Source organism: Rhodoplanes sp. SY1, from assembly GCF_046000175.1.
GTDB lineage: Bacteria > Pseudomonadota > Alphaproteobacteria > Rhizobiales > Xanthobacteraceae > Rhodoplanes.
Genome location: NZ_JBEOMB010000002.1, coordinates 91,739 through 105,243, shown reverse-complemented (window position 1 = coordinate 105,243; position 13,505 = coordinate 91,739). Strand labels below are relative to the sequence as shown.

At 70.8% G+C, this 13,505-nt stretch carries 12 protein-coding genes; 3 read left to right on the top strand and 9 right to left on the bottom strand.

Annotated features, from left to right (window positions below; genetic code table 11):
* Nucleotides 1-458 precede the first annotated feature (458 nt).
* Nucleotides 459-1,532, top strand: coding sequence for a CobW family GTP-binding protein (locus ABTU92_RS00740; RefSeq protein WP_408086670.1), 1,074 nt, complete (start codon nucleotides 459-461; stop codon nucleotides 1,530-1,532).
* Nucleotides 1,533-1,732: 200 nt separating this feature from the next.
* Here the strand turns inward: ABTU92_RS00740 and ABTU92_RS00735 are convergent, their stop codons facing one another.
* Nucleotides 1,733-3,163, bottom strand: coding sequence for an amidohydrolase family protein (locus ABTU92_RS00735; protein WP_408086668.1), 1,431 nt, complete (start codon nucleotides 3,161-3,163; stop codon nucleotides 1,733-1,735).
* A 199-nt stretch (nucleotides 3,164-3,362) separates the two neighbouring features.
* On the opposite strand from ABTU92_RS00735, the gene ABTU92_RS00730 reads away from it, so the two are divergent.
* Nucleotides 3,363-4,262: a dipicolinate synthase subunit DpsA gene (locus ABTU92_RS00730; protein ID WP_408086666.1), complete on the top strand. Its 900-nt coding sequence runs from the start codon at nucleotides 3,363-3,365 to the stop codon at nucleotides 4,260-4,262.
* A gap of 82 nt (nucleotides 4,263-4,344) precedes the next feature.
* Nucleotides 4,345-4,536, top strand: coding sequence for a 2-hydroxymuconate tautomerase (locus ABTU92_RS00725; RefSeq protein WP_111360130.1), 192 nt, complete (start codon nucleotides 4,345-4,347; stop codon nucleotides 4,534-4,536).
* A gap of 54 nt (nucleotides 4,537-4,590) precedes the next feature.
* Here the strand turns inward: ABTU92_RS00725 and ABTU92_RS00720 are convergent, their stop codons facing one another.
* The 8 genes from ABTU92_RS00720 to ABTU92_RS00685 form a co-directional block, all read right to left on the bottom strand.
* Nucleotides 4,591-5,013: a DUF6481 family protein gene (locus ABTU92_RS00720; protein WP_408086664.1), complete on the bottom strand. Its 423-nt coding sequence runs from the start codon at nucleotides 5,011-5,013 to the stop codon at nucleotides 4,591-4,593.
* Between the two features lie 159 nt (nucleotides 5,014-5,172).
* Nucleotides 5,173-5,952, bottom strand: coding sequence for a lysostaphin resistance A-like protein (locus ABTU92_RS00715; protein WP_408086662.1), 780 nt, complete (start codon nucleotides 5,950-5,952; stop codon nucleotides 5,173-5,175).
* A gap of 168 nt (nucleotides 5,953-6,120) precedes the next feature.
* Nucleotides 6,121-7,287: a mandelate racemase/muconate lactonizing enzyme family protein gene (locus ABTU92_RS00710; protein WP_408086660.1), complete on the bottom strand. Its 1,167-nt coding sequence runs from the start codon at nucleotides 7,285-7,287 to the stop codon at nucleotides 6,121-6,123.
* A gap of 174 nt (nucleotides 7,288-7,461) precedes the next feature.
* Nucleotides 7,462-9,768, bottom strand: coding sequence for a xanthine dehydrogenase family protein molybdopterin-binding subunit (locus ABTU92_RS00705; protein ID WP_408086658.1), 2,307 nt, complete (start codon nucleotides 9,766-9,768; stop codon nucleotides 7,462-7,464).
* Nucleotides 9,769-9,809: 41 nt separating this feature from the next.
* Nucleotides 9,810-10,322, bottom strand: a complete 513-nt coding sequence (locus ABTU92_RS00700) for a gluconokinase (protein WP_408086656.1) — start codon at nucleotides 10,320-10,322, stop codon at nucleotides 9,810-9,812.
* A gap of 141 nt (nucleotides 10,323-10,463) precedes the next feature.
* Nucleotides 10,464-11,495: a caspase domain-containing protein gene (locus ABTU92_RS00695; protein ID WP_408086654.1), complete on the bottom strand. Its 1,032-nt coding sequence runs from the start codon at nucleotides 11,493-11,495 to the stop codon at nucleotides 10,464-10,466.
* A gap of 339 nt (nucleotides 11,496-11,834) precedes the next feature.
* Entirely contained in the window at nucleotides 11,835-12,794 is a 960-nt protein-coding gene (locus ABTU92_RS00690) for a D-2-hydroxyacid dehydrogenase family protein (RefSeq protein ID WP_408086652.1), read from the bottom strand.
* A 153-nt stretch (nucleotides 12,795-12,947) separates the two neighbouring features.
* Complete coding sequence (locus tag ABTU92_RS00685) at nucleotides 12,948-13,166, bottom strand: hypothetical protein (protein ID WP_408086650.1); 219 nt, start codon at nucleotides 13,164-13,166, stop codon at nucleotides 12,948-12,950.
* Between the last annotated feature and the right edge of the window lie 339 nt (nucleotides 13,167-13,505).

Sequence of the window (13,505 nt, the reverse complement as noted above, 5' to 3'; positions counted from 1 at the left end):
ACGGCCGAGGCCGCGAGCGGCAAGACGGCGGAAATCTCTCCAGAAGGGTGATCCGATGATTGCAACCGTGGCGCCTCGTGCCCGAGTGAGTGCCCGAGTGCGACCGCCGGCTCGTCGATCGGCTCTCCTCCCGATCCAAATCGATGTCCCAATGGACAATCCCGATCCACGGACAAATCCAATCCAAATCGCCGTTCGCCGCATCGCGACGTGCGGAACGTGCTGCGAGGCGCCGCCGACATGCGGCCCGGCACCATGCGCATGTTACCTTGGATGAGCGCGCGATTCGAGAATTTGCGTCAAGCGGCGGGGCGCGCCGGGGCGCGGCCGTCCACTGCCGCTTGGTCGCACGTCCGCGCGGGTGTATCGACGGGCGGCGCCCTGTCCTGAAGGATGTGTCCCGCGTGTCCTCTGGTTCCGTCCCGGTCGAAAATCGTCCCACCCCGGGTGCGGCTCCCGTGCTGCCCGTGCACGTGCTCACCGGCTTTCTCGGCAGCGGCAAGACGACGCTGCTCACCCGCCTGCTCGCCGACCCCGGCATGGGCGAGACGGCGGTGCTGATCAACGAGCTCGGCGAGGTCGGCATCGATCACCTGCTGGTGCGCCGGCTGGAGGACGACGTCGTCCTGCTCGAATCGGGCTGCCTGTGCTGCACCGTCAAGAACGAGCTGGTCGAGACGCTGGCCGATCTCGCGGCGCGCCGCGCCGCGGGTGACCTGCCGGCGTTCCGCCGCATCGTCGTCGAGACCACCGGGCTCGCCGATCCGGCGCCGATCGTCCACACGCTGATGACCGACGCGCGGCTGACCCCGCATCTGCGCCTCGCCGGCGTCACCGCCACGGTCGACGCGACGCTCGGGGAGGGCACGCTCGCGACCCATGCCGAGGCCGTGAAGCAGGCCGCGATGGCCGATCGGCTGGTGACAACCAAGACGGATCTGGCCGACGCCACGACCCGCACCCGCCTCGCCGCCCGGCTCGCCGCGCTCAATCCCGGCGCCCGCCGGTTCGAGGCGTCGCTCGCAACCGCCCCGTCGCCGGCGGACCTGTTCGAGGGCGAGACGTTCTCCATCGGCGCCGGCACGGATGTCGCGACGTGGCTGGCCGCCGAGGCGGCGCACGAGGATGCGCATGACGATCATGATCATCACCATCACGGCGAACATGATCATGAAGACGATCACTCTAGACACCACCTCCATCATCACGACCCGCAGCGCCACGGCGATCGCGTCGCGACGTTCTGCCTGACCGCCGACGCGCCGCTCGACTGGGACGTGCTGACACGCTGGCTCGAGCTCCTGCTGACCGCGCGCGGCGAGCAGATCCTCCGGCTGAAAGGGATCGTGAACGTGCGCGGGCGTGAACGGCCGGTCGTCGTGCACGGCGTCCAGCACGTGCTCTATCCGCCCCGGGAGCTCGCCGCCTGGCCGGACGACAGCCGCGCCTCGCGCATCGTCGTCATCACCCGCGATCTGTCACGCAGCGCGGTGGAGCGCGCGTTCGTACGGGTGACGGAACGTCGTGCTTAGTGCCGATGTCGGCTGTCGCGCAACTCGCTCCGTCCTCACCCTGAGGAGGCCGCGAAGCGGCCGTCTCGAAGGGCGAGGACGGCGCTGGCGGCGGGCCTCATGGTTCAAGACGCGGCCGGAGTTTACACTCGGGCCGCGCACAGCGCGGACCCGGGTGGCCGCTCCTCACCATGAGGGGTGAGCGGCGATGAGCGCGATCCTCAATCATACGTCGTCGTCGTCACCGGGGTCGCGCCCATCACCAGGCCGGCGCGGCGGACGACGTCGGCGGCGCGGCGGCGCGCCTCCACATGGAGGGCCTTCTCGTCGACCGTCGCGACGCAGCCGTTGGCGTAGAGGGCACGGCCGTTCACCCAGGTCTGGGCGATCGAGGCCGGGCTCGACGAGTAGACGACCGCCTGCAGCGGGTCGCCATAGGGCACCCACTCGAAGTGATCGAGGTCGAACAGCACGAAGTCGGCGCGCTTGCCCTTTTCGATCGAGCCGATCTCGTCCGCCCAGCCGAGCGCCTGGGCGCCCTCGATGGTCGCCATGCGCAGCGCCTTGCGGGCGCCGACCAGCGTCGAGTCCATGCGGCTGTCCTTGAACATGCCGGCGACCATGTAGAGCTGGCGCATCAGGTTCATGGTGCCGCCGGCCGAGACGCCGTCGGTACCGAGCCCGACATCCATGCCGGCGTCCATCATCTCGGGATACTTGCCGATGCGGGTCGCGCCTTTGGCGAGCTTCACGGCGGTCGCCGGGCAGAACGCCACCTTGGTGCCGGCGTCGGCCATCAGGCCGACCTCCTCGTCCTGCACGGCGACGCAGTGCGCGATGACGAGGTTCGAGGCGAGGCCACCATGCTTGGCGATGCGCGAGATCGGCCAGAGGCCGTGCTTGCGCTCGCACACATGCGCCTCCTCGATGCTGGTCGCGAGGTGATAGGTGGTGCCGACGCCGAGCTTCTCGGCGAGCGCCCGGGCGCCGACATGCAGCTCCAGGCTGCACGGCTCCTTGCCCTCGATGTTGCACCACACCCGCACCCGGCCGCCGCCGGCGCCGTCGAAGTCCTTCACGGTGCGCTCCAGCGCGGCCAGCGCCGTCGTGTGATCCGGGAAGAAGTGATGCGCCATCATCTCCTCGGTCCAGCCCGGCGGAATCACGTCGGGCCGCACGTCGGCGGCGTGGCGGCCCGTGATGCCGCGCATGCCGATCCTGTCGATCGCGGCGACGACGCCCGCGACGTCGTTCTGGGCGCCCATGTCGAGGAAGCAGGTGGTGCCGCAGCGGAGCATCTCGGCCATGCCGAGCGTCGCCCCGCACACCTCGTCCTCGCCCGTCACGCTCGCGTAGAACGGCTTCGCCCAGTGGAACACCCAGGCGCGGGTCGCCAGGCAGTCCGGGAACACGGCGCGCGACAGGGTCTCGGAGAGATGCACGTGCGAGTCGACGAAACTCGGCGTCATGCCGTAGCGCGAGCCGTCGACGATCCGGTCGAAGCTGTCTCGCGAATAACGGGACGCGATGACCGGCGCGGGCGCGACGTCGGCGATGCGCTCGCCGTCGATCACCACCGAGGCGCCGGTCAGCACCGTGTCGGCCTTGTCGACGGTGAGGACGAATTCGAGATTCTCGATCAGCGTGCGCACGGGCGGGACCTTTTCTGGAGCACGACGATGGCGGGTGGTGCGCCGGCGGGACGGAGAGCTTAGCCGGACGCAAGGACGAGGCCAACGCCGCGCCGCCGCACGCCGCGGCGACCCTCTCCCGCTGCGTCGCCGTGGTTCACGGTTGCGGTGGGGCGGGGTCCGGCTCTAACGTGCGGGGCGTCAGTTCGGAAGGATCGCCGTGGCCATCATCGACTGGTCGAAGCTCGTCATCGGCATGCTCGGCGGCGACCGCCGTGAGCAGGAGATCGCCCGGCTCGCCGCTCTCACCGGCGCCGAGGTCCGGGCCCACGGTTTCCCGTGGCCGGAGGGCGGCATTCCCGGCGTGAAGCGGCTCGACGATCCGGCCGCGGTGCTGCGCGGCGCCAAGATCGCGCTGTTCCCGATCCCCGGCATCGCGCCGAGCGGCGCCCTGTTCGCACCGGCGGCGACGTCACCCATCGTCCCGGACCGGGCCATGCTGGCCGGCATGGCGCCACGCGCCCACATCGTGCTGGGTTGGGCCGACGCCAACCTGAAGGCGCATGCCGACGCGCTGGGCATCGGCCTGCACGAGTACGAGTGGGATCGCGCCCTGATGCTGGAGCGGACGCCCGCCATCATCGAGGGCCTTCTCAAGATCGTCATCGAGAACACCGAGACGACGATCCACAATTCCGAGGTCTGCGTGGTCGGGCAGGGGACGATCGGCACCGTGCTGGCCCGCTACATGGTCGCGCTCGGGGCGCGCACCCACGTGGTCGCGCGCAATCCCGAGCAGCGCGCCGCGGCGTTCGTCGCCGGGGCGACGGCGCACGGGCTCGAGGCGCTGCCGGAGCTCGCGCCACGGCTCGACCTCCTGTTCTCCACCGTGCCGTCGCGGGTCGTCGGCGCCAACGTGATCGGCATGCTGCCCGACCACGTCCTGATCGTCGATCTCGCGGCACCTCCGGGGGGCGTCGACTTCGAGACGGCGAAGCGGCTCGGCCGCAAGGCGATCTGGGGGCGGGGGCTGGGCAGCCGGGCGCCCGTCACGGTCGGCGGCAGCCAGTGGCGCGGCATCAGGGCTCGGATCGAGAAGATCGTCCAGGACGAGCACTGAGCGCCGCGCTCGCGCGCGCCGCCGTGCCGTTCCCCGCCTTCCGTCACACCCTCACCACGCCCAGCCCGCAGAGAGGACCAGCATGCCCGTCGTCACGGTGGAGATGTGGACCGGCCGCAGCCGTGAGCAGAAGCGCGCCTTGGTGCGCGCCATCACGGATGCCATGGTGACGCATGCCGGGGCCAAGCCCGACAACCTGCACGTCATCATCCACGAGGTGCCGAAGGAGGACTGGGCGCTCGCCGGCGTGATGGGCGACGAGCGCAAGGACTGACCCGGCCCTGCGGTCGGGTCGATGCGGGCGCGCCTGCGCGGCGCGCCGGCCGGCTCAGTACATGTCGCCCTTGCGGCGCGCCTTCTTGGCCGCCTTGCGGGCGGCGTAGCGGGCGTCGCGCGCGGCCTTCTGCTCGGCCTTGAGGGCGGCGTCGGCGACGGCCCGCTCCTCGGCCTCGCGCGCCTCGCGCTCGGCCCGCTCGGCGGCCTCGCGGGCGGCGATCGCCTCGGCCTCGATGCGGGCCTTCTCGGCCGCCTCGGCGGCGATTCGCGCCTTCTCGGCCGCCTCGGCCTCGCGCTTCGCCCGGATCGCGTCGCGCTCCGCCTTGCGGGCGAGCCGCTCGGCCTCGAGCGCCGCGCGGCGCTCTTCGAGCGCCGGATCCGCCACCGCGGTCCGGAATTTCTCCAGCAGGGCCTTCTTGGCGGCGTCGGCGTTGCTCTTGCGGTCCTGCAGGTCTGTGTCGCGGAAGCGAGCCATTCGGTCTCCGGTGTCGTGCACAAAGGCCGGACCGGGCCCGTGGCCCGCGGTCCGCCCGTTCGAGGTCTCGATTGGGAGCCGCTGATATAGTCCGACCGGCCGGCCGCATCAACGCTTCCGACGCATACCAACCGTGCGTTGCGTGGTCGCCCGGCACCGTCACGCCAGCGCGACCACCACGACCGGGAAGGCGGCGAGTGCGCCATTGGCCAGCGCATGCGCCACCATCGGCACGATGCTGCTGCCGCTGGTCAGGCGGAACATCCCGAGGACGCCGCCCATCACGATGTAGTGTGCGACCGAGAGCAGGTCGACGCCGCCGGCCCGCATCCAATAGCCCCAGTGGAAGGCCGCGAACACTACGGATGTCCCGGCGAGGGCCGCGACCGCGCCGTGCCGCCGGGCGATGCCGTGCCACAGGAAGCCGCGAAACACCGTCTCCTCGACAAACGGCGCGAGCAGCACGGTCGACCACCAGGCGAGCAGGATGGCGACCGGCCCGGCGCCCGGCGGCGTCCGGCCGGTGCCGCCGGCATGCACGTCGGCGGTGCCGGCCAGCAGCGTCAGCGCGACGAGCCCGGCGTAGAGGGTGAGCACGAATCCGGCCGCCAGGGCGACATCGGCGAGCCGCGGCCGCCGCCACGCGACATACTCGCGCAGCGGCACGTCGGTGAGCCGCACCGCCAGCACGACGACCAGCAGGACCGAGCCCCAGCGCACGAGCGTATCCAGCGCCCGCGGCAGGCCGCCGACGGCGTATCCCCGCAGGCCCCAGACCGGCAGCCCGGCCGCCGCCATCAGGTCGCGCAGCGGACCCTCGGCCGCGAAGGCCAGCACCACGAAAGCGAGCGAGGTGGTGACGCCCCACGGGCCGCGCAGCGGGGCGACCGAGGAGGTCGGCGCCATCGCGACGGCGGCACGGCGATCGAGAGAGGACATCGCGACGCTCCGGGGTGCCGAGCCCCGCGTGGAAGGTTCTGCGCGGCAGGACCGTCGTCACGGGGACGTTTCGGCAACCCGGCAGACGCCGGCCGGTTCGGCGGCCGCACGGCACCACCGCTGCGGCACCGCGGCGCAGCCCTCATGGCGCGTCGGTGGCGTGGGCGGTCAGGCCCGGACCGTGTAGCGGGCGATCTTCGCCTCGTCGGCCGCGATGCCCATGCCGGGCCCCTCGGGCAGCACGATCGCGCCGTCGACGAGCCGCATCGGCGCGGCGATCAGGTCGTCCTTGTAGTAGATGCCGCCGACCCGGCCAGCGAGCGCTTCGGCCGGCGTCGACACCGGCACGACGCAGGACAGCGTCACGGCCGGCGCCGCCGCGGCGAGCTGGATGTTGGCGAGGTTGCCGATGCCGGTCTCCACCGAGCCGTTGACGTTGCAGACGATGCCGGCGGCCCGGCACACCGCGGCGACCTCCATGGCCTTGAACAGGCCGCCCGGCTTGGTCGTGTAGATAGACACGATCTGGGCGGCGCGCTTCTCGACGATCTGGATCACGTCGTGGGCGTTCCAGGCGCTCTCGTCGGCCATCACGGGCGCATCGATGGCGCGCGCCACCTCGGCGATGCGCTCGATGCCTTCGACCGGCTGCTCGAAATACTTCAACTCGCAATGCTCGATCTTGCGGAAGGTGCGGATCGCCTCGCCCGGCGTCGCATAGCCCTGGTTGGCGTCGACGCACAGCGTCGTCTTCGGTCCCACGGTGGCGCGGATGCGCTTGACCATCTCGACGTCGCGGTCGGGATCGACCCCGACCTTGATCTTGATGGTCCTGATGCCCTCCTCGACGACCTTCGCGACCTCGCGCTCGGCCTCCTCGAAGCCGAGGAGCCCGATCGAATGCGTCACCGGAATGCTCTTGCGCGCGGCGCCGCCGAGCAGGCGGTGCACGGGCAGGCCGCACTGCTTGCCGGCGAGGTCGTAGGCGGCGAACTCGACGGCCGCCTTGGCGTAGGGGAAGCCCTTGATGATGCGGTCCATGCGGGCGTGCAGGTCGACGATGTCGCCGGGCACGGCGCCGACGACGACCGGCGCCAGATAGGATCTGATCACCTCCATGGTGGTGCCCGGGCTCTCGCCGAAATAGCGGCCGAACTCGCCGCCCCAGTCCTTCAGGGCCGGCGCCTCGCCCCAGCCGGTCACGCCGTCGCGGTCCGTCATCTTGACCAGCACATAGCCGCCGATCGGCTCGGTGAGCCCGGTCCATTTGTGCTCGCGCCGCGTGGGCAGGGCGATGTGCACGAGGTCGACGGAAGCGATCGGAGAGTCGGTCATGATGGTTGCGGACTGGATTTGAGGAATGAAGGGCGGGAGCACCAGCATAAGCCGCGCGAGGTCGGTATGCAAAGTGGCGTAGGGTGGGCATGCGACGGCATGCCCACGCCGTAAAACGTCGATCAGACGGAGAACTCGGACGGCGTGGGCACGGCGCGTCACGCCGTACCCACCCTACGGCTTCGCGTCCCGGATCATCTGCCAGACGCGGATCGGCGTCAGCGGCAGCGCGCACGGCTCGATGCCGAGATCGGCGAGCGCGTTCGCGACCGCATTGGCGATCACGCCGCCGACCGGGATGATGCCGCCTTCGCCGCCCCCCTTGGCGCCCAGCGGGTTGCCGGGCGCCGGCACGATGTCGATCGCGCGGGCCGAGATCGGCGGCACGTCGATCGCGGTCGGCAGCAGATACTCGGCGAGCGAGGCGGTGACGATCTCGCCGTCGTCGTCGTAGACGATCTGCTCGAAGAGCGTGCCGCCGAGCCCCTGCACGATGGCGCCGACCGTCTGGCCGTGCAGGGTCGCCGGATTGATCGCCCGGCCGACATCCTCGACCGCCGTGTAGGCCAGGACCGCGACGACGCCGGTCTCCGGATCGACCGTGACATGCGCGGCGTGCGCGCCGTAGCTGTAGGCGCGGGCATTCGCCGCGAACCTGCCCTCGGCGTCCGGCACCTTTCCGGCGAGGTCCTTCAGCACGATCGAACGGCCGTCGGGCCCGCGGGCCGTGCCGTCGTCGAGCGTCACGTCGTCGGCCGCGCAGCCGAGCGCCTCCGCGGCTGCGGCCCGGATCGAACGTTTCAGACTTTCCGCCGCGGCCAGCACGGCCGAGCCGCCCATCACGACCGCGCGCGACGAGTAGGAGCCGAAGCCGTCGCGCACCGCGTCGGTCGAGCCGTGGACGACGCGGGCGATCGCGTCGAGCGGACGCTCCAGCGCATCGGCGGCGATCTGCGCCATCACGGTCTCGAGCCCCTGGCCGAGCGCCGAGGAGCCGACATGCACGGCGACCCGCCCGTCGGGCTCCAGCCGCAGCATGGCGCTCTCGGCCGGCCCCGGCGCGCCGCCTTCGAAGTAGCAGCCCGTCGCGATGCCGTGATAGCGGCCGTCGATCAGCCGCCCCTGCAGCGCCGACTTCTCCTCCCAGCCGAAATCGGCGAGGCACTGCGCGAAGGTCGCGGCGTAGTCGCCGCTGTCGCATTCGCTCTCGATCCCGAGCGGCGTCACGGTGGGGAGCCGCCACGGCATCTCGTCGCGACCGACCAGGTTCTTGGCCCGCATCGCGACCCGGTCGACTCCGAGATCCTTGGCCGCCATGTCGATCAGCCGCTCGCGAAAGAAATCCGGCTCGAACCGCCCGGGGCCGCGATAGGTGCCGACCGGCGTCTTGGTCGTGAGCATCAGATCCACGTCGATGGCCACGTGCGGAATGCGGTACGGCCCGGGCAGGAACTGGGCGATGCTGCGGGCCGGGGTCGCCCCGGTGGTCCGCACATAGGCGCCGAGATCGACCGTCGCGGTGCCGCGCAGCGCCAGGATGGTGCCGTCCCGCGTGCAGGCGATCTCGATCGTCGCCTCCATCTCGCGGGCGTGATTGGTGGCGAGGAAATGCTCGCGGCGACCCTCGATCCAGCGCACGGGCCGCCCCAGTGTCCGGGCCGCGAAGGGGATCAGGAAGTCCTCCGGATAGAACTCGCCCCGCACCCCGAAGCCGCCGCCGACATCGTCCTCGACCAGCCGCACCGCTTCCTCGGGCAGGCCGAGCTGCCCGGCGAGGATCTTGCGGTTGGCGAACGGCACCTTGGCGGCGCCGTGCAGGGTGAGGCGGCCGGCGGCCGCGTCCCAGGCGGCCAGGAGCCCGCGCGGCTCCATCGGCACAGCGGTGTGGCGATGGATGCGGAAGGTCTCGCGCCGCGTGTAGTCGGCGCGTGCGAACGCCGCGTCGGCGTCGCCGCGTCGCCCGGAGAGCGTGCCGGCGCGATTGTCCGGGATCGTGTCGAACAGCCGCGTCGCGGCGTCGCGTGCCGCTGCGACGCTGGCGATCGCCGGCTGCGGGTCGATGGCGAGCCCGACCCGCTCGGCCGCGTCCTCGGCGAGTGCCGCCGTGTCGGCGATCACGATCGCCACCGGCTCGCCGACATAGCGAACCACCGCGTGCGCGATCACCGGCTGCGCGGCGCGAACGAAGTCGGGCGAGGAGTCCTGCCGCAGCGGAATATCGGGGACCGCGCCGAGCGCCGCGATCACGTCGGCGGCCGTCAGCACGCCATGGACGCCGGGCATCGCGCGCGCTTCGTCGATATCGATGCCGCGCAAAAGACCGTGGGCGACGGGGCTGCGCACCACCACGGCGGCGAGACGGCCCGCCATGGCGACATCCCCGACATAGCGGCCTCGGCCGGTGACCAGCCGGAAATCCTCCAGCCGCGGCACGGCGCTGCCGATCAGGGCGTTGCGGGGCGGCACGGGAGGGGCGGTCATGGGAAACGGGGAGCTGCGATCGGCGGGATCGCGAGGATGGATCACGTCACCGCCTGCGACAAGCCCCGCGGAGTGCGCCCGAGCGCGATGAGGATCGCGGCGACGATCTCCTCGGGCGTCCTCGCGATGTCGACCGTGACGGCATCGTCCGGCTCCTCCAACGTGGCGAGCTGGCTGTCGAGCAGGGCCGGGTTCATGTAGTGGCCGGTGCGGCCGGCGAGCCGCCGCGCGATCAGATCCGCCGATCCCTTCAGGTACACGAAGGTCACGTCGCCGTTCGGCGCGAGGACTTCGCGATAGGTTCGCTTGAGGGCCGAGCAGGCGAGCACGTGGTCGACGCCCCGTGCCTCCCAATCCTCGATCGCCTTGCGCAGCGCCATCAGCCACGGCCGCCGGTCGTCGTCGTTCAGCGCGATGCCGGCTCGCATCTTCTCGACATTGGCAGGCGGGTGGAAGCTGTCGGCGTCGGAGAAATCGCAGCCGAGCCGCGCGGCGAGCAACGTTCCGATCGTGGTCTTGCCGGAGCCCGAGACGCCCATCAGCACGACGATCATGTCCGCCTCCGTTCAGGCCCCGAGCGCCAGAGGCAGCGTGAATCAGAACGGGCGGAAACGAAAGCGGCGCGGCCTCGCGGTCCGCGCCGTCGAATTCAGCTCGCGTGGCGCGGCGTCACTGCCGCCGCCCGCGGTCAGCGCTCAGCGGGCACTCTGGCGCACCGGTGCCGGCGCGTCCGGCTTGTTCGCGGCGGCCTTGCCGTCGGCGGGCTTGGCGTCGGCGGGCTTGGCGTCCGATGCGGCGAACGAGAACGGCGCGGTGATGGCCGAGAACACGGCCGGCACCTGGGCACCTCCGGTCGCGCGTGCGACCGTCAGCCGGGTGCGGTTGAACGCCTCCTCGACGGTCTGGCCGGTGTTGCGCATCTGGGCGATCAGCTCGCGGGCGAACACGCTCTGGCCGTCGCTCTCCTGGTCGGCGACCTTGCCGGGCGCCACCGCGTAGAGCACCAGCGTGCCCTCCGGCCCGGCGATCGGCGCGAGGCCGGACGAGAAGCCGCGCAGGCGGCGCTCGAACGGATTCTTGCGGGCGGCATCGAGCACCACCAGCTTTCCGGCGGCCCCGCGCGCGTCCATGGCGGCGACCACCGGCTCGAGGCCGATGCCGTCGCGGCGCACGTCCTCGGGACGCCAGATCTGGGCGCTGACCGGCACCAGGAAGCTCTCGCGGCCGATCTGCAGGCCGTGGCCGCTGAAATAGAGAAGCGCCGTGGCGCCGGGCGTGATCTTGGCGGTGAAGCGCTCGACGGCGCGCTCCATCGCCTGCTTGCTCATGTTCTCGCCGAGCTCGACGTCGAAGCCTTTGCCGCGCAGCTCGTCAGCGACGGCGCGGGCGTCGGCGATCGGCGCCTGGAGCGGGGCGTCGCCGTCCGGATAGGCGCCGTTGCCGATCACCAGCGCCAGACGCGGGCCGGTGGCCGCGACCGGAGCCGGAACGTCGGCCGCCGCCGCGACATCGAGCCGGGCAGGGACCGGCCGCGTGTCGCCGGTCGCGTCGCCGCGGCTCGGCGCCAGGGCGACCCGGGTGGGTTCGCTCCGCGAGGATTCTGTGCGCGAGGACTCGGCACGGTTGTCGAACTGCTGCCCGACCGCGGTCCGGATGACCTCCGCCGAGACCAGCGTCAGGCTCACGAAGGCGAGCGCTGCCGCCCCGGCGAATTTCACTGTCCGCATGATCCCTCCACGTTCCGTCGCAGCGCGACATACAGACAAACCGAACGCAAGGCAAGCTTTGCTGAATTTTGTCTGGATTGGGGCGCGGGAGGTGGCGCGCGGGCATCAAGCTGAGAGTGTGTATACTGAAGTATAAAAGTGATCTACCAGATTAAAATACGCTGCCGTTGAACGGATCATCAGAATTGTGGCAGTGAAGGTCGCGTCGGTACAATCCCGTAATCCAATCGACGAAGGCTGTTCACGATTTCGTCAGTGAAAACGATACCGCCGGCCCGAGCGGGGCGCGGGCCGGCGGTAGTATTGCGCTGCAGCAAAACGGTAAATGGATCCGGCCGGTCAGCCACCGAGCACGCGCACCGGCATGCCGTTCAGATACGCGCGGATGTCCTCGACCATGTCGCGGAAGTAGATGGCGTAGTTCTGCTTCGTCACGTAGCCGAGATGCGGCGTGGTGACGACCGTGTCGAGCCGGCGGAACGGATGGTCCACGGGCAGCGGCTCGACGTCGTAGACATCGAGCCCGGCGCCGCCGAGTTTGCCGCCGGTCAGCGCCGCGACGAGGGCCGCCTCGTCGACGATCGGGCCGCGCGACGTGTTGATCAGGAGGGCGTCCGGCTTCATCAGGCCGAGCTCGGCCGCGCCGACCATCCCGCGCGAGCGGTCGGACAGCTGCACGTGGATGGAGAGGATGTCGGCGCGGGCGAATAGCTCCTCCTTGCTCACCAGCGTGGCGCCGCCGGCCTGCGCCTTCTCGGCCGTCAGGTTGGGGCTCCAGGCGATCACCGGCATGCGGAACGCCTGGGCGATGCCGGCGACCCGGGTGCCGAGCTTGCCGAGCCCGAGGATGCCCATCGTCTTGCCTTCGATGTCGTCGCCGATGGTCGCCTGCAGGGGCGCGCCGGCCTTCATGCGGGCGTTCTCGAAGCCGATCCTCCGGGTCAGCTCCAGGATCAGGCCGAACACGATGCCGATGGTCGGATTGCCGTAGCTGCCGGTGCCGCACACCGTGACGCCGTGCTCGCGCGCCGCCGGCAGGTCGATCGCCCGATTGGCCGCGCCCGTGGTGATCAAGAGCTTCAGGTTCGGCAGCCCGGCGAACATGGCCCGCGGGAACGGGGTCCGCTCGCGCATCAGGCAGACGATCTCGAACGGCTGGAGCGCCGCGCGGGCGGCATCGGGGGTGGGGAAAGGCGTATCGAAGACCGTGACGTCGACGTCACCGGTGACCACCGACCAGTCGGCGGTGGAAAGGGCGACGTTCTGATAGTCGTCGAGGACGGCGCAGCGGACGGCCATGGGCCGGAACTCCCTTGTCGGTCGCGAGACACCGCGAGCTAGCCCGTGGCCGCGGAGAGAGACAAGGGATTTCGATTGAGCGCAGAGGGGGCCGGACGAAAGCGGCGGTGCCGTGCAGCCGGCGCCGCCGCGCCAGTCGGTCAGGGAGGGTACTCAGACGCGAACGCGAATCCGGGCGGGGCGGCTGCGCATCGAGCGGTCGGGCCGGATCACGATGTGGGTAATGGTGTTCTTCGCCCGCCATTTCGGACCGGGGCCGCGCATGTAGTGGCGCTCCGGCCGATAGGTGGTGAAGAGATCGGTCAGGATCGAGCGGCAGGCGGCCAGCAGGGTCTTGCCGATGGGGGCACTCGGGGCACTGGAGGCGTTCATGACACGCTCCGTGGGTTGGCGATCCAGGTCCGGCTTTCTGCCGCTGACGATGATCCTGAGGGTCGCTCTAAGGCCTTTTGTGGATCGAAATCGTTAAAATTCGGTTCATTTTCGGGATCCGTCGCAACTTCGTCGCGCAGCGTTGCCGGTTCGTTACAGTCGGACGTTGCGTCCCGGCGACACGCGGACCGTGATCGGGGGGCGGCAGTAGCGATCCAGCTTGCGCGTTGTTGGGCGGACACGGCGACGCTCCATCGGCTCTCGCAGAATGGGTCGCCGGCGGATGGTTCGGGGTTTGTGAGGCGGATCACGCAAGCCGCGGGACGAGCCCGGCGGATG